Here is a 19,285-nt window from a genome sequence, read left to right as displayed (position 1 = left end):
ACGTGGAGGCTAGCGGTCGTCCCCAGCACCGGCGAGCACCGGCTCTGCGAACCACAGGGTCGTCTCGCCGTAGCGGCGCTCGCCGCGGCGTCCGCCGAGCCGGGCCAGGCCCGCGGGCCAGGTCGGCTCGGGGCTGCGCCGGCTGCGCTCCACGACCACCAGCGCGTCCGGCGCCAGCCACCCCGGCGCGGCGAGCAGGGCCAGGTCCTCGGCCAGGCGCTCCTCGGTCAACGGGTACGGCGGGTCGCTGACCACCACGTCGAACGGCTCCGGCGGCGGCTCGGCGAGGAAGCCGCCCACCGTGCGGGCCTGCACCCGCGCCACGGCGCAGCCCAGGTCGCGCGCGTTCGCCTGGACCAGCGCCGCGGTGCGCTTGTCCGACTCGACCAGCGTCACCGCGGCCGCGCCCCGCGACCAGGCCTCCAGCCCGAGCGCCCCCGACCCGGCGTACAGGTCGAGGACGCGGAGCCCGTCCAGGGAGCCCATCAGCGACTCCACCGCGGAGAACAGGGACTCGCGGACCCGGTCGCTGGTCGGCCGGGTGGCGTCGCCCTTCGGGGTGGCCAGCCGCCGGCCGCGCGCGTGCCCCGCGATGATCCGGGTCACGACATCTCCGCGAAGTCGGCCTGCGCGGAGACCTCCAGGTCGCGCACCTCGGCCGCCAGCCCCGGCGCCGCGGTGAGCCCGGGGTCGGCCTCCAGCAGGTCCTCGGCGGCCCGCCGGGCGGCCACGATGGTGTCCTCGTCGCGCAGCACCCGCAGGTTCTCCAGGCTCGAGCGGCGTCCCGCCTGGGAGGCACCGAGCACGTCGCCCTCCCGGCGCTGCTCCAGGTCGATGCGGCTCAGCACGAAGCCGTCGGTGGTCGCCGCGACGGCGTCCAGCCGCTCCCGGGCATCGCTGCCCTGCTCCGCACCGGTGACCAGCAGGCAGAGCCCCGGCAGCCCGCCACGGCCGACCCGGCCGCGCAGCTGGTGCAGCTGGGAGACGCCGAACCGATCGGCGTCGAGGATCACGATCGCGGTCGCGTTGTGGACGTCCACGCCGACCTCGATCACGGTCGTGGAGACCAGCACGTCGACCTCGCCGGCCGCGAACCGGCGCATCGTCGCGTCCTTCTCCTCGGCCGGCAGCTTGCCGTGCAGGCCGGCCAGCCGGAGTCCGCTCAGCGGCCCGGCGGTGAGGCGGTCGAGGACCTCCTCGACGCTCGCCGCGGCGGGCCGGACCACCTCGTCGCCGTTCTCGTCCACCTCCACGCTCTCGACCTGGGAGGCCTCGGCGTCGTCGCCGGAGATCCGCGGACAGACCACGTAGACCTGGTGCCCCTTCTCCACCTCCTCGCGCACCCGCGCCCAGACCCGCCCGAACCACGCCGGGTGGTCGGCCAGCGGCACCACGTTGGACTGGATCGGCGCCCGACCGGCCGGCAGCTCGGAGAGCGTCGAGGTCTCCAGGTCGCCGAAGACGGTCATCGCGACCGTGCGCGGGATCGGCGTCGCCGTCATCACCAGCAGGTGCGGCGGCGCCGACGCCTTCTCGGTCAGCGCGGCCCGCTGCTCCACGCCGAACCGGTGCTGCTCGTCGACCACCACCATGCCCAGGTCCGCGAACATCACCTGGTCCTGGAGCAGGGCGTGGGTGCCGACCACGATCCCGGCCTCGCCGCTGGCCACCCGCGACAGCGGGCCGGTGCGTTGGGACTTCGTCATCGAACCGGTCAGCAACTCCACGCAGGTGCTCTCCCCACCGGCCAGCGCGCCGAGCAGGCCACCGGCCGCCAGGTCACCCAGCATCGCCGACATCGACCGGTAGTGCTGCTGGGCGAGCACCTCGGTCGGCGCCAGCAGCGCCGCCTGGCCGCCGGAGTCGACCACCCGCAGCATCGCCCGCAGCGCGACCAGGGTCTTGCCGGACCCGACCTCGCCCTGCAGCAGCCGGTTCATCGGGTGCTCCTGCGCCAGGTCGGCCTCGATCTGCTCCCCCACCCGGCGCTGCCCGTCGGTCAGCGTGAACGGCAGCCGCTCGTCGAACGCCGCCAGCAGGCCACCGCCGCCGGTGCGCGCGACCGCGCCCTCGCCACGCCGGGCACGCCGGCGCCGGCCCAGCACCAGCTGGGTGATCAGCGCCTCCTCGAACCGGAACCGGTGCAGCGCCTGCTCGACCTGGTCCCGGTGCTCGGGCCGGTGCACCCAGTCGTAGGCCCGGGCGACCTCGAGGACGTCGTACTCCTCGCGGACGGCGGCGGGGATGATCTCGGGCAGCTCCTCGACCACGCCCAACGCGAACTTCACCGCGCGGGCGACGTCCCAGGACTCCACGCCCTTGGTCAGCGGGTAGATCGGGAACAGGTTGCCGAAGTCGAGGACCTCGCTGACCCTGTCGTCGGCGGCCGCCGACCCCGCCGCGTCGTCCTCGCCCTGGTCGGCCATCCCGAAGATCGTCATCTGCGGGTTGACCAGCTGCCACTGGTCGCGGAAGCGGTCGGCCTTGCCCAGGAAGACCCCCCGGTTGCCCTCCGCGACCCGGGCGGCGTGCCACTGGGCGGTGCCGGGGTTCTTGGCGAAGAAGGTCATCGTCAGCCGGGCGCCGTCGGTGCGCAGCACCGCCTCCACCCGGTAGGCGTTCCGGCCGCTGCGCCGATCGCGATAGGTGTGGGTCGTGCAGGAGTCGATCTCTCCGACCACGCAGAGCAGCTGGCCGATCCGCAGGTCGTGCACCCGGCTCAGCGACCCGGTCTCCAGGTAGCGGCGGGGGAAGTGGCGCAGCAGGTCGCCGACGGTGCGCAGGCCCAAACCGGACTCGAACTTCTTCCGCTTGGCCGGCGTGGTGGCACCGAGCACCGCGGTCAGCGGGGACTCGAGGGTGATCACAGCGACTTCCTCACTCGGCTTCCTCACTCGACGGAGAGCAGCAGCGGGTAGCGCTCCTGCCCTCCCTGGTACGTGACGACGTCGACGTGCGGGTGATGCTTCTCGACCCAGGCGGTGATCGAGTCGGCGAGCTCGTCGCCGCCGTCCGCCCCGGCGACCAGGGTGACCATCTCACCGCCGGCGGCCAGCAGCCGCTCCAGCACCACGGTGGCCACGCCGCTCCGGGTCGAGCCGACCACGGCGAAGTCGCCCGCGATCACGCCGAGCACGTCGCCCGGCTCGCACGGGCCGGCCATCGTCATCGCCCTCCGCGCGGCGATGGTCACCGCCCCGTGCCGCACGTGGCGGGCGGTGGCGGTCATCTCGGTGACGTCCTGGTCGAACGACCGGCCCGGGTCGTGCACCGCCAGCGCCGCCAGGCCCTGCACCTGGGCGTAGCTCGGGATCACCGCCACCCGGATCCCGTGCGGGTCGTCGGCCTCCGCCGTAGTCGCGGCTGCCTGCGCGGCGCGGACCGTGTTCTCGTCGTTGGGCAGCAGCACGACCTCGCGGGCGCCGCTGGCCACGATCGCCTCCAGCAGCTGGCCCGTCGAGGGCCGGCGTCCCGGTCCGCCCTCGACCACCACGGCCCCGGCCTCGCCGAAGATCGCGGAGAGCCCCGGTCCGGCGGAGACGGCGACGACCCGTCGTACGGCGGGCGGGACGGCGTCGGTCGCCGCGTGGTCGCCGGCCTGCTCGAGCAGGTGGGTGATCCGGATCCGGTGCGGGCGGCCCACGGCCAGCGCGGCCTCGACCGCCGCACCGGCGTCGTCGGCGTGCACGTGGACGTTCCAGAGCTGGTCCGCCCCGACCACCACCACGGAGTCGCCGATCTCGCCCAGCGCCGCGCGCAACGCGGCGGCGCCGTCCGGGTCGGTGTCGAGCAGGTACATCACCTCGAACGAGGGGTGGGCCTCGCCCGCGGGTTCGGTGCCGGCGGTGCCGACGGTGCCGGCGGTGCCCGCGGACGCGTGGGCGGTTCCGGGGTGCAGCACGGCAGGCGCCCGCTGCCCGATCGGCGCGGCGCGGTCGACGGACCGCCGGCCGGTGACCACCCGCTCGGCCGCGTCGAGCAGGACGCACATGCCACGGCCGCCGGCGTCGACCACCCCGGCGGCGGCCAGCACCGGCAGCTGCTCCGGCGTGTGCACCAGCGCCTCGCGGGCAGCCTGGGCGGCCGCGGAGAAGACGTCCCGGGTGTCGGCCGTCGGCGCGGACGCGGCGCCGCGGGCGGCATCGGCGGCGGCCCTCAGCACCGTGAGGATGGTGCCCTCGACCGGCTCGCCGACCGCGGCGTAGCAGGCGTGGCTGGCCTGGACCAGCGCCTCGGCGACGACGGTCGCCTGCCGGCCCGGCGCGGGATCGGCGAACCGACGCGCGAGCGCGCCGAGCATCTCGCTCAGGATCACCCCGGAGTTGCCGCGGGCGCCTAGCAGGGCGCCGCGGGCGAACGCGGCCAGCGCCTCCGGGGCCGGCCGTTCGGCGTGCTCCCGGATCGCGTCGCGGGCAGCGACGAGCGTCAGGTACATGTTGGTGCCGGTGTCGCCGTCCGGCACCGGGTAGACGTTGAGCCCGTCGATCTCCTCGCGGGCCGCCGCCATGGCGTCGACGGCGACGTCGACGAACCGGAGCAGGATCGGCAACGAGAACGGCTCGGCATCCGCGGGCGTGGTCGCCCCGACCCCCCGCTCGGTCTCCCCACCCATGCGCGCGTCCATCGGGGGTCACCCTAGTGTGAGCCTCGACGATTTCGGCGCGCGGGCGCGCGTCGGATATTCTCTTCCGGTTGCCCGAAGCAGGCCTGTGCACCGCAGGCCACGGCGAGCCACCACCGGGTGTGCGCGCCGGGCCGGAACCGCGAGGTCCCGCTGCTCGAGCTGTCCGACTTGATCAACCGCAATCTCCTAGGAGTCACCGTGGCCGCCGTGTGCGACATCTGCGACAAGAAGCCGGCGTTCGGAAACAACCGGCCGTGGTCGCGCAAGATCACGAAGCGTCGCTTCAACCCCAACATCCAGCGCGTCCGCGCCGTCGTGAACGGCACCCCGAAGCGGATGAACGTCTGCACCGGCTGCCTCAAGGCCGGCAAGGTCTCGCGCTGACCTGACGCCTTCGGGCCGGCAGGGCTCCCACCTCGCGGGGTGGGTGGTCCTGCCGGCCCGACGCATTTTTGCCGAGCCGGGGCTTGGGTACCGCCGAGCCGGGGGTTGGGCATCCGGGTCGCGGGGCCCAACTCACGGGTCGCGGGGGCCCAAGCCACGGGTCGGCGTCAGAAGTGGGTCCAGCCTGTGGGACCGTCGTACGCCGCACCGTCGACGGTGACCGACGGCCCGTCGGGGTCGGTGAGCTCGCGGGCGACGCCGACCTCCCGCCACCCGTCGGGCAGCGCCACGTCGGCCGGGAACGTCGCCAGCAGGCAGTGGTCGTCTCCCCCGCCCAGCACGAACTGGATCGGGTCGGCTCCCGTCGCGGCGCCGACCGCGAGCAGCGGCTCGGGGACGTCGAAGGCCCCGGTGCGCAGGTCCAGCACCACGCCCGAGCGGCGAGCCAGGTGGCCGGCGTCGGCGAGCAGGCCGTCGGAGACGTCGATCATCGCGCTCGCGCCGGTCTCCGCGGCCACCGGCCCGGCGGCGTACGGCGGCTCGGGGCGTCGGTAGGCCTCGACCAGCACCCGCGGCGACCGGAAGCCGCGGCCGAGCACGGCCAGGCCACCGGCCGCCCAGCCCTGCCGCCCGCAGAGGGCCACCCGATCGCCGGGACGCGCCCCGGAGCGCAGCACCGGCGAGACGGCGCACGCGCCGATCACGGTCACCGAGATCACGATCCTGTCCGCTGCCGTGACGTCGCCGCCGACGACGCCGGCGCCGACCGCGGCCGCCTCCTCGGCGAAGCCGCGGGTGAAGTCGAGCGCCCAGGAGGCGGGCAGGTCCGGCGGTGCGGCCAGGCCGACGGTCAGCCACTGGGCGCGACCGCCCATGGCATTGATGTCGGAGAGGTTCTGCGCGGCGGCCCGATGCCCCACGTCGACCGCGTCCGCCCACTCGCGGCGGAAGTGCCGCCCCTCGACGATCACGTCGGTGGAGACCACCACGTGGCCCTTGCGCACCCGCAGCACCGCGGCGTCGTCACCCGGACCGACGAGGACGTCGTCGCCGGGCGCCAGCGCGCTCACGATCTCGTCGATCCGGTCGATCAGGCCGAACTCACCGAGGTCGGCGAGGGTCGCCGAGGCGGGCACGGGTGTGGTCTGGGGAGCGCGGTCCGGCATGGGTCCATCCCATCAGACGGGCCGGCCGCCGACGGAGGCGGCACGCACGTGCCGGGCGCCTCGAGAATTGTCGATGTGCGCCGCGACACGTCCCAGGAGTAGGTTGCCCAAGATCCCCCAACCCCGACGCGAGGAGCGCGACCCATGGTGGTGCAGGCCTACATCCTGATCCAGACCGACGTCGGCAAGGCCGCGGAGGTCGCACGCGAGGTCGGGCAGATCACGGGTGTCACCCTCGCCGAGGACGTGACCGGCCCGTACGACGTGATCGTCCGCGCCGAGGCGCGCTCGGTCGACGAGCTCGGCCAGCTGGTCGTCTCGAAGGTGCAGAACCTCGAGGGCATCACCCGCACGCTGACCTGCCCGGTCGTCCACATCTGACCGAGCCGGGCGAGCGCGGTCAGCCGCCGAGGGTGACCGCGCGCCGGCGATCGACGCCGGGCCGCGCTGCGCCCGGGCGGCTCAGCGCAGGCCGGTGTCGCGCCGCAGCGCGAGCTGCAGCAGCCGGTCCACCAGGGCGCCGTACTCCAGGCCGCTGGCTGCCCACATCCGGGGGAACATCGACAACGGGGTGAACCCCGGCATCGTGTTCAGCTCGTTGACCACCAGGGAGCCGTCGGGCATCAGGAAGAAGTCCACCCGGGCCAGGCCCTCGCAGCCGACCGCGCGGAAGGCCTGCGCCGCCAGGTCGCGCAGCCGCTGCGCGACCTCGTCCGGGATGACCGCCGGGACGTCGAGCTCGGTGTGCTCCTCGGGGAGGTACTTCGCGGCGAAGTCGTAGAACTCGTGCTCGCCGGTGATCCGGATCTCCGCGGGCACGCTGGTCTCGACGCCGCCGTCGAGGGTCTCCAGCACGCCGCACTCGACCTCGCGGCCGCCCTCGGCGCTGACCTCGACCAGGACCTTCGGGTCGTGTCGGAGCGCCTCCTCGATCGCGGCGGTCAGGCCGGCGGCGTCGTGCGCCTTGCCGATCCCGATGCTGGATCCGCCGCGGGCCGGCTTCACGAAGAGCGGGTAGCCGAGCTGCTCCGCGCGCTCGACGGCACCCGTCTGGTCCGCGGCCCACTCCCGCGCGGTCACCGTGATGCTCTGCATCACCGGCAGGCCCGCCGCGGCGAGCACGATCTTCATGTACGCCTTGTCCATGCTGACCGCGGAGGCCAGCACGCCGGCGCCGACGTAGCGGACGTCGGCCATCTCCAGCATCCCCTGGATGGTGCCGTCCTCGCCCCAGGGGCCGTGCAGCAGCGGCAGCACCACGTCGACCTCGCCGAGCGCCCGCGGCGGTGCCGACGGCTCGCTCACCGTCAGCCCGGCGCCGGCCTCGGTGCGGGCGAGCGTGACGCCCGGGCGGTCGGCGTCGACGGCCGGCAGCTGGTCGGGGCCGCCGATCCGCAGCCGCTCGGGGTCGTCCGCCTCGAGCACCCAGCGGCCGTCGGGCGCGATGCCGATCGGGATGACGTCGTACGTGCTGCGGTCGAGGGCGCTGAGCACGCTGCCCGCGGTGACGCAGGAGATGGCGTGCTCGCTGGAACGTCCGCCGAACACCACCGCCACGCGGGTCCGTCGGGTCGGGCTCGGTCCGGTCGTCGCGTTCATCGGGGCAGACCCTACCGTTGCCTCATGGCTGATCACTCCCCCGCACCCGAGGGCTCCGCCCCCGCCACGCCCGCGACCGCCGCCGTCCACGGCGCGGGCGCCGGCTGGCGGCCGAGCACCGTGGCGGTCGCCGCCGGGCGCCCACCGCGCACGCCGGACCAGCCGCTCAACCCGCCGATCACGATGGCTGCGACGTACGTCGCGACCGGCGACCTGGAGTACGGGCGCTACGGCAATCCGACGTGGACGGCCTTCGAGGAGGCGCTCGGCGCGCTCGAGGGCGGCCAGGCGCTCAGCTTCGCCTCCGGGATGGCCGCGGCGACCACGCTGCTGGACCTCGTCGGCAACGGCGGCACCGTGGTCGCGCCGCGGCACGCCTACCAGGGCTGCCTGGTGGCGATGGGCGACGCGGAGATGCGCGGGCGGCTGCGCTCGAAGCTGGTGGACGTCACCGACACCGCGGCGGTGATCGCGGCGATGCGCGAGGACGAGGACACGGCGCTGCTCTGGCTGGAGTCCCCCACCAACCCGGCGCTGGAGATCGCCGACATCCCGGCGCTCACCGCGGCCGCCCACGAGCTGGGGATCACGGTGGTCGTCGACAACACCTTCGCCACCCCGCTGCTGCAGCGCCCGCTCGAGCTCGGCGCGGACATCGTGCTGCACTCGGCGACCAAGTACCTCTCGGGCCACAGTGACGTCCAGCTCGGCGCCCTGGTCACCGCCAACCCGGCGGTGTACGACGCCCTCAAGGCCCGCCGGGACCTGACGGGCAACCTCGCCGGACCGTTCGAGACCTGGCTGGCGCTGCGCGGGCTGCGGACGCTCGACGTCCGCTTGGAGCGGGCACAGGCCAACGCGAAGGAGCTGGCCCGACGGCTGGCCGACCACCCGGCCGTCGTCGAGGTCCGCTACCCCGGCTTCGGCGCGGTGCTGGCCCCGGTGCTGGCCGACGCCGACCGCGCCGACCTGGTGGTCCGGAGCACCTCGCTGTGGGTGCACGCGACGTCGCTGGGCGGCGTGGAGTCGATGTTCGAGCGGCGCCGCCGCTGGAAGACCGAGTCGGCGACGATCCCCGAGGGGCTGATCCGGATGTCGGTGGGCATCGAGGACGTCGAGGACCTGTGGGCGGACCTGGCGCAGGCGCTCGACAAGGTCGCCTTCTGATCGGCCGACTCCGGGGTCGGCGCCCCCTCGACCCGACCGGCGGGTGTCAGCCGATCTCGGACTTGGTGTCGCGAGCGATGAAGCGCTCCATCAGCTCGCTGGTGCTCAGCCGGCCGGCGACCACCTCGTCGACGTGCTCGGCGATCGGCACCTCCACCCCGTGCTGCGCGGCCAGCGCGCGGATCGAGGAGCAGGACTTCGCCCCCTCCGCGACCTGGCGGGTGGAGGCGTAGATCTCCTCCACCGTCATGCCCTGGCCGAGCTTCTCGCCGAAGGTGCGGTTGCGCGAGAGCGGCGAGGAGCAGGTGGCGACCAGGTCGCCGAGTCCGGCCAGGCCCATCAGGGTGAGCGGGTTGGCGCCGAGCTTCATCGCCAGCCGGGCGGTCTCGGCGAGGCCGCGGGTGATCAGCGAGGCGGTGGTGTTGTCGCCGAAGCCGAGCCCGACCGCCATACCCACACAGAGACCGACGACGTTCTTGTAGGCGCCGCCGAGCTCGCAGCCGAGGACGTCGACGCTGGTGTAGGGGCGGAACGCCGGCGAGTGGCAGCGCTTCTGCAGCCGGACGGCGACCTCCTCGTCGGCGCACGCCACCACCGAGGCGGCGGGCTCACGGCGGGCGATCTCGCGGGCGAGGTTGGGACCGCTGACCACGGCGATCCGCTCCGGGCCGACGTCGGCCACCTCGCCGATCACCTCCGACATCCGCTTGAGGGTGCCGAGCTCGACGCCCTTCATCAGCGACACCAGCACCGCGTCGTCGGCGATGAAGGGCCGGAACGTCGGCAGGTTGTCGCGCAGCGACTGGGACGGCACCGCCAGCACGACCATGTCCGCCCCGGCCAGCGCCTTCTCCGCGTCGTGGGTGGCGCTGATGCCGTGTGGCAGCTCGATGCCGGGCAGGTAGTCGGTGTTCTCATGGCGGTCGTTGATCGACTCCGCCAGCTCGTCCCGCCGCGCCCACATCGTGACGTCGTTGCCGGCGTCGGCGAGCACGATCGAGAACGCCGTTCCCCAGGAGCCGGCGCCGAGCACCGCGACCTTTTCGCTCACTTGCGTCCCTTCTTGAATCGATCGCCGTGCACGCGCATGTCGTAGCGCTCGGCGGGTGCTTGCTCGCCGCGGATCTCCTCGACCTCGCGGGTGATCGCGGCCAGGATCCGGTCGGAGGCCTCGGCCACCACCGCGGGGGTCCGCTCCTGCCCCACCAGGTCGGACAGGTCCACCGGTGCCCCGACCCGCATGGTGACGGTGCGCGGCGGGACCACGTGCGGCTTCTTCGTGTACGGCGGCAGGATCTCGTGCGCGCCCCACTGGCCGACCGGGATCACCGGGCAGCCGGTCTCCAGCGCGATCCGGGCGGCGCCCGACTTCCCGCGCATCGGCCACATCTCGGGGTCCCGGGTGATGGTCGCCTCGGGATAGATCACGACGCACTTGCCCTCGCGGACGGCTCGGACCGCGGCGGCGTACGCCCCGACCGCGCCACGGCTCTCCCGCTCGACCGGGATCTGGCCCGCCGAGCGCAGGAAGCTGCCGAGTGCCTTGTTCCTGAACAGCCCGGACTTCGCCAGGTAGTGGGGGATCCTGCCGTGGTCGTAGACCAGGTGCGCGGCCGTGAGCGGGTCGGCGTGGGAGATGTGGTTGAGCGCGATCACGAAACCGCCCTCGGCCGGGATGTGCTCGCCGCCGATCCACTCGCGACGGGTCGTCGCCAGCAACGTCGGCTTCAAGATCACTGCGGCGAAGCCGATCGCCCAGCCCCGCTTCTCCGTCATGGCACGCACCCTCACGGGGGGCAGGCTACCGGCCGGCGACCCCGGGCACCGCCTTGCCCGACCAGCGAGGCGCCGACCGCGGCGACACGCCGGGCCGGTTCACGCTCCGACCACGCGGGCGCCCGACCCACCGGTCTCGACGGTGATCCCGGAGCCGGCGAGCAGCACCGCCGCGGTGGCGTCGGCCAGGATGCACCCCGGCGGAGCCCCGGCGGCCAGGGTCACCGCCTCGTCGACCCCCGCGCTCGAGACCGGGCCATCGTCGACAGCCACCTCGTCGATCGCCACCCCGACCGCCACGCCGGGCGCCACCCCGCCGGCCACCGCCCGGCGTACGGCGCGGATCGCCGTCGCCGGACCGTCGAAGAGCAGCACCGGGGCGCCGTCCGTACGCCGCCGCGGGCGGCCGCCGGACGCCGTGAGAGCCGCCACGACCGCGTCGGCGCCCGACCCGGCCACGGCGACCACCGCGGCGAGCGCCCGCTCGCCGCTGGGCTCGGGGATCGAGGCGAGGAACGACTCCACCACGTCCAGGATCTGGTCGGCGTCACCCCACGGGACGTGGTCGCGGCCCTCCAGGAACCGCAGCTCCGCGCCGGGCACCCGGTCCGCGATGTAGGCCGCCTCGGCGGGGTCGAAGAGCTCGTCGCCGGACCGGTGCAGCACGAGCGTCGGCGCGGCGATGCTGGGGAGCACGTGGCGGACGTCGATCGTGGAGTTCATCTCGATCAGCGCCCGCACGGTCGACGGCGTCGCCGCGGCCCCCATCCGCCGCTCCCACCAGCGCTGCATCGCCTCGTCCGCGCCGTCCGGGCACCGGTAGCGGATGTCGCCGGCCCAGTCCCAGGTCGCGACCAGGTGGTCGGTGTAGGCGCGCCGCTCCTCCGGCCGCTTGGCCCACGGGTAGTCCGGCCGCCAGGTGCGGCACGAGGCGCCGCCGTACAGGACCAGGCCGCGGACCCGCTCGGGGTGCAGAGCCGCCATCAGCAGCGACATCGGGACGCCCTCGGAGTAGCCGACCAGCACGGCCCTGTCGGAGTCGACCGCCTTCATCACGGCCAGCACGTCGTGCATCCGCGTCTCCAGGTCCGGTACGCCGGAGGGCCGGTCGGACATCCCGGTCCCCCGCTTGTCGAAGCGGATCAGCCGACCGAAGCCGCCGAGCCGGTCCAGGAAGTGCGCGTGACGGGGGTCGTCCCAGTCCAGGTCGAGGTGGGAGATGAAGCCGGGGATCAGCACCAGGTCGAGCGGGCCGCCGCCGGTCACCTGGTGGGCGATCTGCAGGCCGTCGCTGACGGTGTAGCGCACCGGCGGCCGCGGCCGCGCCGCGGGAGGAGCGGCCGGCGCGGCGGCCCGGACGGGCGTCGTCGGCACGTCGCGGGGCGGCGCCTCCCCGACCGGCCCGACGTAGCGGTAGCCACGTCCGTGCTGGGTGCGGACCAGGCCTTGGGTACGGCCGTCGTCGCCGAGCGCTCGCCGTACCTGCTTGATACGGCTGGTCACCGCCGACTCCGAGACGAAGCGGCCACCCCAGACGGCCTCCATCAGCTCCTCCTTGGGCACCACCCGGTCGCGGTGGCGCACCAGGTGCAGGAGGACGTCGAAGGCCTGCGGCTCCAGCGGCACCGCGCGACCGTCCCGCCGGAGCTCGAAGAGCGTCTCGTCGAGCTCCAGGCCGTCGGCCAGGATCAGCACCACATCGCCCATCGTGGCACCACCGGCGACTCGACGCCCGCGATCGGCGGTCACTCAGGCCGCGGTCGGCTCCGCGAGCCCCGGCGGCGTCGGCCGGGCGGCGAGCTCGTCGGCCTCCCGATCCATCGCCGCTCCGAGCTCGGACTGCAGCTCGGCGAAGCGAGGCCCGTCCGGCAGCATCGCCAGCTCGCGGGTGATCCGGAACAGGTCGGCGGAGACGGCGTCCCGCTCAGCCTCGTAGTCGGCGAGCGCTGCCCGCTCCCGCCGGCCGCCGTGTAGCCACCCGGCGAGGGCGTCGGCCAACAGCTCGGCGTGGTGGAACGCGTCGGAGATCCCGTGCCCACTGATCGGGTCGCGGTGGTAGCCGGCGTCGCCGACGAGCGACCAGCCGGGACCGTGGGCGCGGCGACGGTGGTTCGGCAACCGGGAGCCGCTGCGCACGCCCCCGACCACGCGGCCGCCGGCGGCCCGGGCCGCGAGCCGGGGCGCGGCGGCCGCGAGCAGGTCCAGGAAGGCCCGGCCGCGGTCCTCGCCGCGGGCGGGTCGCTCGTCGAGCACGTGGGCCGGACGCATGACGAACACGCAGCCGGCGCCGTCGTGGGTCGGGAAGACACCCGAGTAGGAGTCGTGCCCCGCGTGGAACTCGTAGCCCTGCCACGCCCCGCCCTGGACGTAGGCGTACTGCGCGGCGAGATCGGTCGAGTAGGAGGCGGTGATCGGCGCGCCGACGAGGCGCGCGACGGTGGAGCGGAGTCCGTCCGCCCCGACCACGTGCCGTGCGCGGATGCTCACCGACTCGCCGGCGCGGGTGCGACCGGAGACGCCGGCGACGCGCTCGCCGTCGCGGAGCAGCCCGGTGACCGACACGTCGGTCCGCAGCTCGGCGCCCGCCTCGACGGCGGCTCGCGCGACCAGGTCGTCGAGCACGTACCGCCGCGGGGCGACCAGGAGGTCGACCCCGGCGCGCGCCCGCACCGGCACGGTGCGCTCCCACTCGGGCGCGCCGACGGTGATCTCGCGGACGGCCGGCGCGCCGGAGTCGATCACGGCGTCCAGCAGGCCCCAGCGGTGCAGCTGGACCACACCCGGCCGCACGATGCCGTGCGTGGAGAGCACGTCACGCGTGGGCGCGCTGCGGTCGAGCACCACGACCCGCAGCCCGCGGGCGGCGAGGAGTCGGGCGGTGGCGGAGCCGGCGCAGCGGGCGCCGACCACGGCGACGTCGTAGGTCTGGTCCTGGGACTGGTTCATGGTCATGCCCACCACCCTGCGGCGGCGCGGGGCCGCGGCCTTGGAGACCGTGTGGAGGTCGCCTGGAGACCCTCGGTCCGGGAGGCCGAGCTCCGGCTGGGAGGATGCCGGGCATGTCCGCGTTCGTCCTGCTGGTCCCGGTGAAGTCCCCGGGGGCGGGCAAGTCACGGCTCGTCGGCGTTCCGGACCGCCCCGGCCTCGCCGCGGCGCTGGCCATCGACACCGTGCAGTCTGCGCTCGCGGCGGACCTCGTGGCCCGGGTGCTGGTCACCACCGACGACGAGGCGTTCGCGGCCACGCTGCGCGACCTCGGCGCCGCGACCACCCGTGACCCCGGCGGCGGGCTCAACGCCGCGCTGCGCGAGGCCGCCGCCGAGGCGGCGCGCCGGTGGCCGGACCTGCGACCGGCCGCCCTGCTGGCCGATCTTCCCGCGCTGCGGCCCGAGGACCTCGACCAGGCGCTGGCATCGATCGCGGCCGCCGGGGCGGGCAGCCACTTCGTCGCCGACGCCGACGGCACCGGCACGGTGCTGTACGCCGCCCCGCGGGCCTCCTTCCTGCCGCGCTTCGGCGTGGGCTCGGCCCGCGCACACGAGGACGCGGGCGCCCGCCCGGTCCGCGGACTCCTGGCCTCGCTGCGGCGCGACGTGGACGACCTCCCCTCGTTGGAGGACGCGGTCGGGCTCGGCGTCGGTCCGCGGACCCGGGCGGCGCTGGCCGCGTCCCCCGGCAGCGAGGCGTAGGAGTCCCGGGGGCGCTCAGGAACCGTCGGCGGGCGTCGGCTTCTCCGTCGGCGCCTTCTCCGCGGGCGCCTTCTCCGCGGGCGCCTTCTTGGCTGGCGCCTTCTTCGCCGGTGCCTTCTTCGCCGGTGCCTTCTTCGCCGGTGCCTTGTCGGCCGGTGCCTTCTTCGCCGCCGGTGCCTTCTTGGCGGGCGCCTTCTTCGCCGGCGTGGCCTTGGCGGCGGTGACCGCGTCCGCGGTCGTCTTGCTCGGGGTCGACGCAGCCGGCGCCTTCTTCGCGGCCGGCGCCTTCTTCGCGGCCGGCGCCTTCTTCGCCGCGGGCGCCTTCTTCGCGGCCGGTGCCTTCTTCGCGGCCGGCGCCTTCTTCGCGGCCGGCGCCTTCTTCGCCGCGGGCGCCTTCTTCGCCGCGGGCGCCTTCTTCGCAGCGGGCGCCTTCTTCGCAGCCGGTGCCTTCTTCGCCGCGGGCGCCGACGTCGCCGGTGCCGCCTTGGCCGGTGCCGCCTTGGCCGGGGCCGCCGCCTTCGGTGCCGCCGACTTCTCCGCCGACTTCTTGGCCGCCGACTTCTTCGCAGCCGACTTCTTCGCCGCGGCCTTGGCCGGGGCGGTCACCGTCTTGGCGGCGACGCGCGCGGGGGCCGTCGCCACCGCGGCCGCCTTCTTGGCGGTCTTCGGCAGCGGAGGAAGCTTCTTGGTGCCGGAGATGACGTTCTTGAGGTCGGCGCCGGGGGTGAACTTGGGCACCGCCTTCTTCTTGATCTTCAGCGGCTCGCCGGTCTGCGGGTTGCGCCCGGTCCGCGCCCCGCGGACCGCCTTCTCGAAGGAGCCGAAGCCGGTGATCGCGACCTTCTCCCCCTTGGCGACCTGACGGGTGATGGTGTCGAGGACGACGTCCAGCGCTTGGGCTGCCGCCTTGCGGTTGCCGTCGAAGCGCTCGGTGAGCGCGTCGATCAACTCGGTCTTGTTCACTGCCTGTCCTTCCGCTCCGAGCGACGTCGCTGCCACTCGTCCGCTGTTGCGACCGGGGCAGGCGCCCGTGGTCCTTGTGCCGAACGCTAGGCAGGAATGGCCGCGCTCACAATCACCCCGGCGCGTCGGAGTTCCCGGGGAGGCCCGGAATTGGCCGTTGCCCCGCCCGATCCAGCGATCGGCGGGGCAACGGAGGCGGCGCTCAGGCGGGGAGGGTCGATGCCTTCCAGGACGGCCGCGTCGCCTCGTACGCCGCGATGTCGGCCTCGTGACCCAGCGTGATGCCGATGTCGTCGAGGCCCTCCATCAGGCGCCAGCGCGTGTAGTCGTCGATGTCGAAGCTGTCCTCGACCGACCCGTCGGCGGTGCGCACGGTCTTGCTCTCCAGGTCGACGGTGATCTCGCCGCCCGGGTTCTCCTCGAGGTAGTCCCACAGCCGCTGGACGACCTTCTCGTCGACCTGGCCGGCGACGAGCCCGGCCTTGCCGGAGTTGCCGCGGAAGATGTCGGCGAACCGGGCCGAGAGCACGACCTTGAAGCCGTAGTTCTGCAGCGCCCAGACGGCGTGCTCGCGCGAGGAGCCGGTGCCGAAGTCCGGGCCAGCGACGAGCACCGAGCCGGCGGCGTACGCGGGCTGGTTGAGGACGAACTCCGGGTCGTTGCGCCAGGCGGAGAACAGGCCGTCCTCGAAGCCGGTGCGGGTGACCCGCTTGAGGTAGACCGCCGGGATGATCTGGTCGGTGTCGACGTTGCTGCGGCGCAGCGGGACGCCGACGCCGGTGTGGGTGGTGAACTTCTCCATTGTTCTCGGCTCCTGAGGCGGGATCAGACCGTGGCCGGGACCAGGTCGGCGGGCGAGGACAGGGTGCCGCGCACGGCGGTGGCCGCGGCGACCGGCACCGAGACCAGGTGGGTGCGGCCACCCTTGCCCTGGCGTCCCTCGAAGTTGCGGTTGGAGGTCGAGGCGCTGCGCTCGCCGGGGGCGAGCTGGTCGGGGTTCATGCCCAGGCACATCGAGCAGCCCGCGCCGCGCCACTCGGCCCCGGCCTCGATGAAGACCTTGTCGAGGCCCTCGGCCTCGGCCTGCAGGCGGACCCGCACCGAGCCGGGCACGACGAGCATCCGGGTGCCGTCGGCCACCTTGTGCCCCTTGATCACCTCGGCGGCCAGGCGCAGGTCCTCGATCCGGCCGTTGGTGCACGAGCCGACGAAGACGGTGTCGACCTCGATCTCGCGCATCGGCGTGCCGGCGGTCAGCCCCATGTACTGCAGGGCCTTCTCGGTGGCCTGGCGGTCGGTGGCGTCGGCGAAGTCGTCCGGGCTCGGCACGGTGGCGCCGAGCGGCACGCCCTGGCCGGGGTTGGTGCCCCAGGTGACGAACGGGGTCATCTCGGCGGCGTCGAGGACGATCTCCTTGTCGAAGACCGCGTCCTCGTCGGTGACCAGGGTCCGCCAGTGCGCGACGGCGGCGTCCCAGGCCTCGCCCTTGGGCGCCTCGGGCTTGTCCGCGAGGTAGGCGAAGGTGGTCTCGTCCGGGGCGATCATGCCGGCCTTGGCACCCCACTCGATCGACATGTTGCACACGGTCATCCGGCCCTCCATGGAGAGCTCCTCGATCGCCTGGCCGCGGTACTCCACGATGTAGCCCTGGCCGCCGCCGGTGCCGGTGTGGGCGATCAGGGTCAGCACCAGGTCCTTGGCGGTGACGCCCTCGGGCAGGCTGCCGTTGACGGTGACGGACATGGTCTTCGGCTTGGCCTGCGGCAGCGTCTGGGTGGCCAGCACGTGCTCCACCTCGGAGGTGCCGATACCGAAGGCGATCGACCCGAAGGCGCCGTGGGTGGCGGTGTGGGAGTCGCCGCAGACGATGGTCATGCCGGGCTGGGTGAGGCCCAGCTGCGGGCCGACCACGTGCACGATGCCCTGCTCGACGTCGCCGAGCGGGTGCAGCCGGACGCCGAACTCCGCGGCGTTCTTGCGCAGCGTGTCGACCTGGGTCTTGCTCACCGGGTCGGCGATCGGCTTGTCCCAGTCCAGGGTCGGGACGTTGTGGTCCTCGGTGGCCAGGGTGAGGTCGGGGCGGCGGACCCGGCGCCCGGCGAGGCGGAGGCCGTCGAAGGCCTGCGGGCTGGTCACCTCGTGGATGAGGTGAAGGTCGATGAAGAGAAGGTCGGGCTCACCCGGGGTCGATCGGACGACGTGCTCGTCCCACACCTTCTCAGCCAGGGTCTTGCCCATGACTCGCTCCCTCGATTCGTGCGTCGTTGAACCTGCGTGATGCAGCATACGCTTGCATCCCAGGATCCGAGACGGCAGTATTGCCATATGGACAACTCGAGCGGAGTCGGCGTTCTCGACAAGGCGGCCCTGGTGCTGACCGCACTGGAGTCCGGACCGGCGACCCTCGCCGGTCTGGTCGCGGGCACCGGGCTGGCGCGCCCCACGGCGCACCGGCTGGCGGTCGCCCTGGAGCACCACCGACTCGTCGCGCGGGACATGCAGGGGCGCTTCGTCCTCGGCCCGCGCCTGGCCGAGCTCTCCGCCGCGGCCGGCGAGGACCGCCTGCTGGCCACCGCCGGGCCGGTCCTCGCGCGGCTGCGCGACATCACCGGCGAGTCCGCCCAGCTCTGGCGCCGCCAGGGCGACCACCGCGTCTGCGTGGCCGCCGCCGAGCGCCCCTCGGGCCTGCGCGACACCATCCCGGTCGGCTCCCAGCTGACCATGCGCGCCGGCTCGGCCGCCCAGGTGCTGCTCGCCTGGGACGACCCGGAGCGCATCCACCGCGGCCTGCAGAACGCCGCCTTCTCCGCCGCCGAGCTCTCCGCGATCCGCCGCCGCGGCTGGTCGCAGTCGATCGGCGAGCGCGAGGCCGGCGTCGCCTCGGTCTCCGCGCCCGTCCGCTCGCCGGGCGGCAAGGTGATCGCCGCGGTCTCCGTCTCCGGCCCGCTGGAGCGGCTCACCCGCCAGCCCGGCCGGATGCACGCGCCCGCGGTGCTGGCCGCCGCCGAGCGGCTCTCGGAGTCGCTGCGCCGCGCGGCCGCGGAGTAGCCACAGCGGCCGGCGGTTCCAACACCCGCCACTTCGGGGATGCGCCCAGCCCGGCGACCGACCCACGATGCGGCGGTGACACCTTTCGCCCGCGTGCGGACAGCCCCGCTCGAGTCGATGGTCATCGCGTTCGCGGCGGTGGCCGTCGTCGCCCAACTCCTCTTCCTCGCAGCGACGGCCGGCATCGGCCTCCTCCACCGGGTGCCGTCGATCGCGTCCGACGACGCGTGCTCGGCCCCCATGGACATGGTGCTCACTCCGGACGGCCACCGGGCCTACCTGTCGCCCGAGACCACGCGTCCGAAGGGGTGGGTGACGATCGCGGAAGGAGCGAAGTGCCCCTGATCGACGGCGGCCGGGCAGGCGCGCCGCGATAGCGCGGTCCGTCAGAACAGGGCGTCCTGCTCCAGGCCGAGCAGGATCTGCTTGCGCTCCACGCCGCCGGCGTACCCGGTCAGGGTGCCGTTGGCGCCGATCACCCGGTGGCACGGGATCACGATCGGGATCGGGTTGGCGCCGTTGGCGGTGCCCACGGCCCGCGAGGCGGCGTTGGACTTGCCGAGCCGGGCGGCGATCTCGCCGTACGACGCGGTGTCGCCGTAGCCGACCTTCAGCAGCTGGTCCCAGACCGCGCGCTGCCAGGGGCTGCCCATGGGGGCGAGCGGGAGGTCGAAGTCGCGGCGCTCCCCGGCGAAGTACTCCCCCAGCTGGCGCACCGCGGCGGCCAGCACCGGGTGGTCGTCCGCGCGCTCACCGCGCGGTCGCCCGTCGCCGGTCCGGAACGGGCTGAACTCGATCGCGGTGATCGCGCCGTCGTGCTCGACGACGCGCAGCGGCCCCACGGGGCTCTCGGTCACGGTCCACATCTC

The 19,285-nt window shown here is 74.2% G+C and carries 19 protein-coding genes; 6 read left to right on the top strand and 13 right to left on the bottom strand.

Annotation, left to right across the window (positions count from 1 at the left end; translation table 11 throughout):
• Positions 1 to 9 precede the first annotated feature (9 nt).
• Genes rsmD through E8D34_RS07470 form a run of 3 tightly spaced genes read right to left on the bottom strand, consistent with a single transcriptional unit; the run spans position 10 to position 4,624 of the window.
• Positions 10 to 606 (bottom strand): 16S rRNA (guanine(966)-N(2))-methyltransferase RsmD, encoded by a 597-nt coding sequence (rsmD, locus tag E8D34_RS07480; RefSeq protein ID WP_136593983.1) that lies wholly within the window; start codon positions 604 to 606, stop codon positions 10 to 12.
• Positions 603 to 2,867: an ATP-dependent DNA helicase RecG gene (locus tag E8D34_RS07475; protein WP_136593982.1), complete on the bottom strand. Its 2,265-nt coding sequence runs from the start codon at positions 2,865 to 2,867 to the stop codon at positions 603 to 605. The genes rsmD and E8D34_RS07475 overlap by 4 nt, the downstream gene beginning before the upstream one ends.
• Positions 2,868 to 2,890: 23 nt before the next feature.
• Positions 2,891 to 4,624, bottom strand: coding sequence for a DAK2 domain-containing protein (locus E8D34_RS07470; RefSeq protein WP_240771198.1), 1,734 nt, complete (start codon positions 4,622 to 4,624; stop codon positions 2,891 to 2,893).
• A gap of 198 nt (positions 4,625 to 4,822) precedes the next feature.
• On the opposite strand from E8D34_RS07470, the gene rpmB reads away from it, so the two are divergent.
• On the top strand, positions 4,823 to 5,008 hold the full coding sequence (rpmB, locus tag E8D34_RS07465) for a 50S ribosomal protein L28 (protein ID WP_136593981.1): 186 nt from the start codon (positions 4,823 to 4,825) through the stop codon (positions 5,006 to 5,008).
• A gap of 167 nt (positions 5,009 to 5,175) precedes the next feature.
• Here the strand turns inward: rpmB and E8D34_RS07460 are convergent, their stop codons facing one another.
• The gene (locus E8D34_RS07460; RefSeq protein ID WP_136593980.1) at positions 5,176 to 6,174 is read right to left on the bottom strand and encodes a thiamine-phosphate kinase; all 999 of its coding nucleotides are present in this window, start codon (positions 6,172 to 6,174) and stop codon (positions 5,176 to 5,178) included.
• 147 nt (positions 6,175 to 6,321) lie between these two features.
• On the opposite strand from E8D34_RS07460, the gene E8D34_RS07455 reads away from it, so the two are divergent.
• Positions 6,322 to 6,555: an Lrp/AsnC ligand binding domain-containing protein gene (locus tag E8D34_RS07455; protein WP_206056604.1), complete on the top strand. Its 234-nt coding sequence runs from the start codon at positions 6,322 to 6,324 to the stop codon at positions 6,553 to 6,555.
• A gap of 81 nt (positions 6,556 to 6,636) precedes the next feature.
• On the opposite strand, the gene E8D34_RS07450 is transcribed toward E8D34_RS07455, so the two are convergent.
• Positions 6,637 to 7,773, bottom strand: a complete 1,137-nt coding sequence (locus tag E8D34_RS07450; RefSeq protein ID WP_136593978.1) for a D-alanine--D-alanine ligase family protein — start codon at positions 7,771 to 7,773, stop codon at positions 6,637 to 6,639.
• A 24-nt stretch (positions 7,774 to 7,797) separates the two neighbouring features.
• On the opposite strand from E8D34_RS07450, the gene E8D34_RS07445 reads away from it, so the two are divergent.
• The gene (locus E8D34_RS07445; protein WP_136593977.1) at positions 7,798 to 8,940 is read left to right on the top strand and encodes a PLP-dependent aspartate aminotransferase family protein; all 1,143 of its coding nucleotides are present in this window, start codon (positions 7,798 to 7,800) and stop codon (positions 8,938 to 8,940) included.
• Between the two features lie 46 nt (positions 8,941 to 8,986).
• Here E8D34_RS07445 and E8D34_RS07440 read toward each other — a convergent pair whose 3' ends face one another.
• The 4 genes from E8D34_RS07440 to E8D34_RS07425 all read right to left on the bottom strand — a co-directional run bounded on the left by E8D34_RS07440 (position 8,987) and on the right by E8D34_RS07425 (position 13,668).
• A complete protein-coding gene (locus tag E8D34_RS07440; RefSeq protein WP_136593976.1) occupies positions 8,987 to 9,991 on the bottom strand; it encodes an NAD(P)H-dependent glycerol-3-phosphate dehydrogenase in 1,005 nt (334 codons plus the stop codon).
• Positions 9,988 to 10,716 (bottom strand): lysophospholipid acyltransferase family protein, encoded by a 729-nt coding sequence (locus E8D34_RS07435; RefSeq protein WP_168929364.1) that lies wholly within the window; start codon positions 10,714 to 10,716, stop codon positions 9,988 to 9,990. The genes E8D34_RS07440 and E8D34_RS07435 overlap by 4 nt, the downstream gene beginning before the upstream one ends.
• Before the next feature lie 99 nt (positions 10,717 to 10,815).
• Positions 10,816 to 12,423, bottom strand: coding sequence for an alpha/beta fold hydrolase (locus E8D34_RS07430; protein ID WP_136593974.1), 1,608 nt, complete (start codon positions 12,421 to 12,423; stop codon positions 10,816 to 10,818).
• Positions 12,424 to 12,465: 42 nt separating this feature from the next.
• Entirely contained in the window at positions 12,466 to 13,668 is a 1,203-nt protein-coding gene (locus E8D34_RS07425) for an NAD(P)/FAD-dependent oxidoreductase (RefSeq protein ID WP_136593973.1), read from the bottom strand.
• Between the two features lie 107 nt (positions 13,669 to 13,775).
• On the opposite strand from E8D34_RS07425, the gene cofC reads away from it, so the two are divergent.
• Complete coding sequence (cofC, locus tag E8D34_RS07420; RefSeq protein ID WP_240771197.1) at positions 13,776 to 14,405, top strand: 2-phospho-L-lactate guanylyltransferase; 630 nt, start codon at positions 13,776 to 13,778, stop codon at positions 14,403 to 14,405.
• 15 nt (positions 14,406 to 14,420) lie between these two features.
• On the opposite strand, the gene E8D34_RS07415 is transcribed toward cofC, so the two are convergent.
• The 3 genes from E8D34_RS07415 to leuC form a co-directional block, all read right to left on the bottom strand.
• A complete protein-coding gene (locus E8D34_RS07415; RefSeq protein WP_136593971.1) occupies positions 14,421 to 15,368 on the bottom strand; it encodes an HU family DNA-binding protein in 948 nt (315 codons plus the stop codon).
• A gap of 202 nt (positions 15,369 to 15,570) precedes the next feature.
• On the bottom strand, positions 15,571 to 16,170 hold the full coding sequence (gene leuD, locus E8D34_RS07410; RefSeq protein ID WP_136593970.1) for a 3-isopropylmalate dehydratase small subunit: 600 nt from the start codon (positions 16,168 to 16,170) through the stop codon (positions 15,571 to 15,573).
• Positions 16,171 to 16,193: 23 nt separating this feature from the next.
• Complete coding sequence (gene leuC / locus E8D34_RS07405; protein WP_136593969.1) at positions 16,194 to 17,606, bottom strand: 3-isopropylmalate dehydratase large subunit; 1,413 nt, start codon at positions 17,604 to 17,606, stop codon at positions 16,194 to 16,196.
• An 87-nt stretch (positions 17,607 to 17,693) separates the two neighbouring features.
• On the opposite strand from leuC, the gene E8D34_RS07400 reads away from it, so the two are divergent.
• On the top strand, positions 17,694 to 18,416 hold the full coding sequence (locus tag E8D34_RS07400) for an IclR family transcriptional regulator (RefSeq protein ID WP_136593968.1): 723 nt from the start codon (positions 17,694 to 17,696) through the stop codon (positions 18,414 to 18,416).
• A gap of 93 nt (positions 18,417 to 18,509) precedes the next feature.
• Positions 18,510 to 18,761, top strand: coding sequence for a hypothetical protein (locus tag E8D34_RS07395; RefSeq protein WP_136593967.1), 252 nt, complete (start codon positions 18,510 to 18,512; stop codon positions 18,759 to 18,761).
• A gap of 41 nt (positions 18,762 to 18,802) precedes the next feature.
• On the opposite strand, the gene E8D34_RS07390 is transcribed toward E8D34_RS07395, so the two are convergent.
• Entirely contained in the window at positions 18,803 to 19,282 is a 480-nt protein-coding gene (locus E8D34_RS07390; RefSeq protein ID WP_136593966.1) for a methylated-DNA--[protein]-cysteine S-methyltransferase, read from the bottom strand.
• Between the last annotated feature and the right edge of the window lie 3 nt (positions 19,283 to 19,285).

Source organism: Nocardioides sp. GY 10113 (assembly GCF_004919105.1).
Taxonomy (GTDB): domain Bacteria; phylum Actinomycetota; class Actinomycetes; order Propionibacteriales; family Nocardioidaceae; genus Nocardioides.
Note: the sequence above shows the minus strand (reverse complement) of the source record. Positions and strands in the feature narration are given on the sequence as shown.

Bases quoted from the DNA above. Each gene is read 5' to 3' on its own strand.
- E8D34_RS07450 (WP_136593978.1), bottom strand. From the start codon at position 7,773: ATGAACGCGACGACCGGACCGAGCCCGACCCGACGGACCCGCGTGGCG.
- leuC (WP_136593969.1), bottom strand. From the start codon at position 17,606: ATGGGCAAGACCCTGGCTGAGAAGGTGTGGGACGAGCACGTCGTCCGA.
- E8D34_RS07435 (WP_168929364.1), bottom strand. From the start codon at position 10,716: ATGACGGAGAAGCGGGGCTGGGCGATCGGCTTCGCCGCAGTGATCTTG.
- E8D34_RS07425 (WP_136593973.1), bottom strand. From the start codon at position 13,668: ATGACCATGAACCAGTCCCAGGACCAGACCTACGACGTCGCCGTGGTC.
- E8D34_RS07470 (WP_240771198.1), bottom strand. From the start codon at position 4,624: ATGGACGCGCGCATGGGTGGGGAGACCGAGCGGGGGGTCGGGGCGACC.
- E8D34_RS07390 (WP_136593966.1), bottom strand. From the start codon at position 19,282: ATGTGGACCGTGACCGAGAGCCCCGTGGGGCCGCTGCGCGTCGTCGAG.
- E8D34_RS07445 (WP_136593977.1), top strand. From the start codon at position 7,798: ATGGCTGATCACTCCCCCGCACCCGAGGGCTCCGCCCCCGCCACGCCC.
- E8D34_RS07400 (WP_136593968.1), top strand. From the start codon at position 17,694: ATGGACAACTCGAGCGGAGTCGGCGTTCTCGACAAGGCGGCCCTGGTG.
- E8D34_RS07430 (WP_136593974.1), bottom strand. From the start codon at position 12,423: ATGGGCGATGTGGTGCTGATCCTGGCCGACGGCCTGGAGCTCGACGAG.
- cofC (WP_240771197.1), top strand. From the start codon at position 13,776: ATGTCCGCGTTCGTCCTGCTGGTCCCGGTGAAGTCCCCGGGGGCGGGC.
- leuD (WP_136593970.1), bottom strand. From the start codon at position 16,170: ATGGAGAAGTTCACCACCCACACCGGCGTCGGCGTCCCGCTGCGCCGC.
- E8D34_RS07460 (WP_136593980.1), bottom strand. From the start codon at position 6,174: ATGCCGGACCGCGCTCCCCAGACCACACCCGTGCCCGCCTCGGCGACC.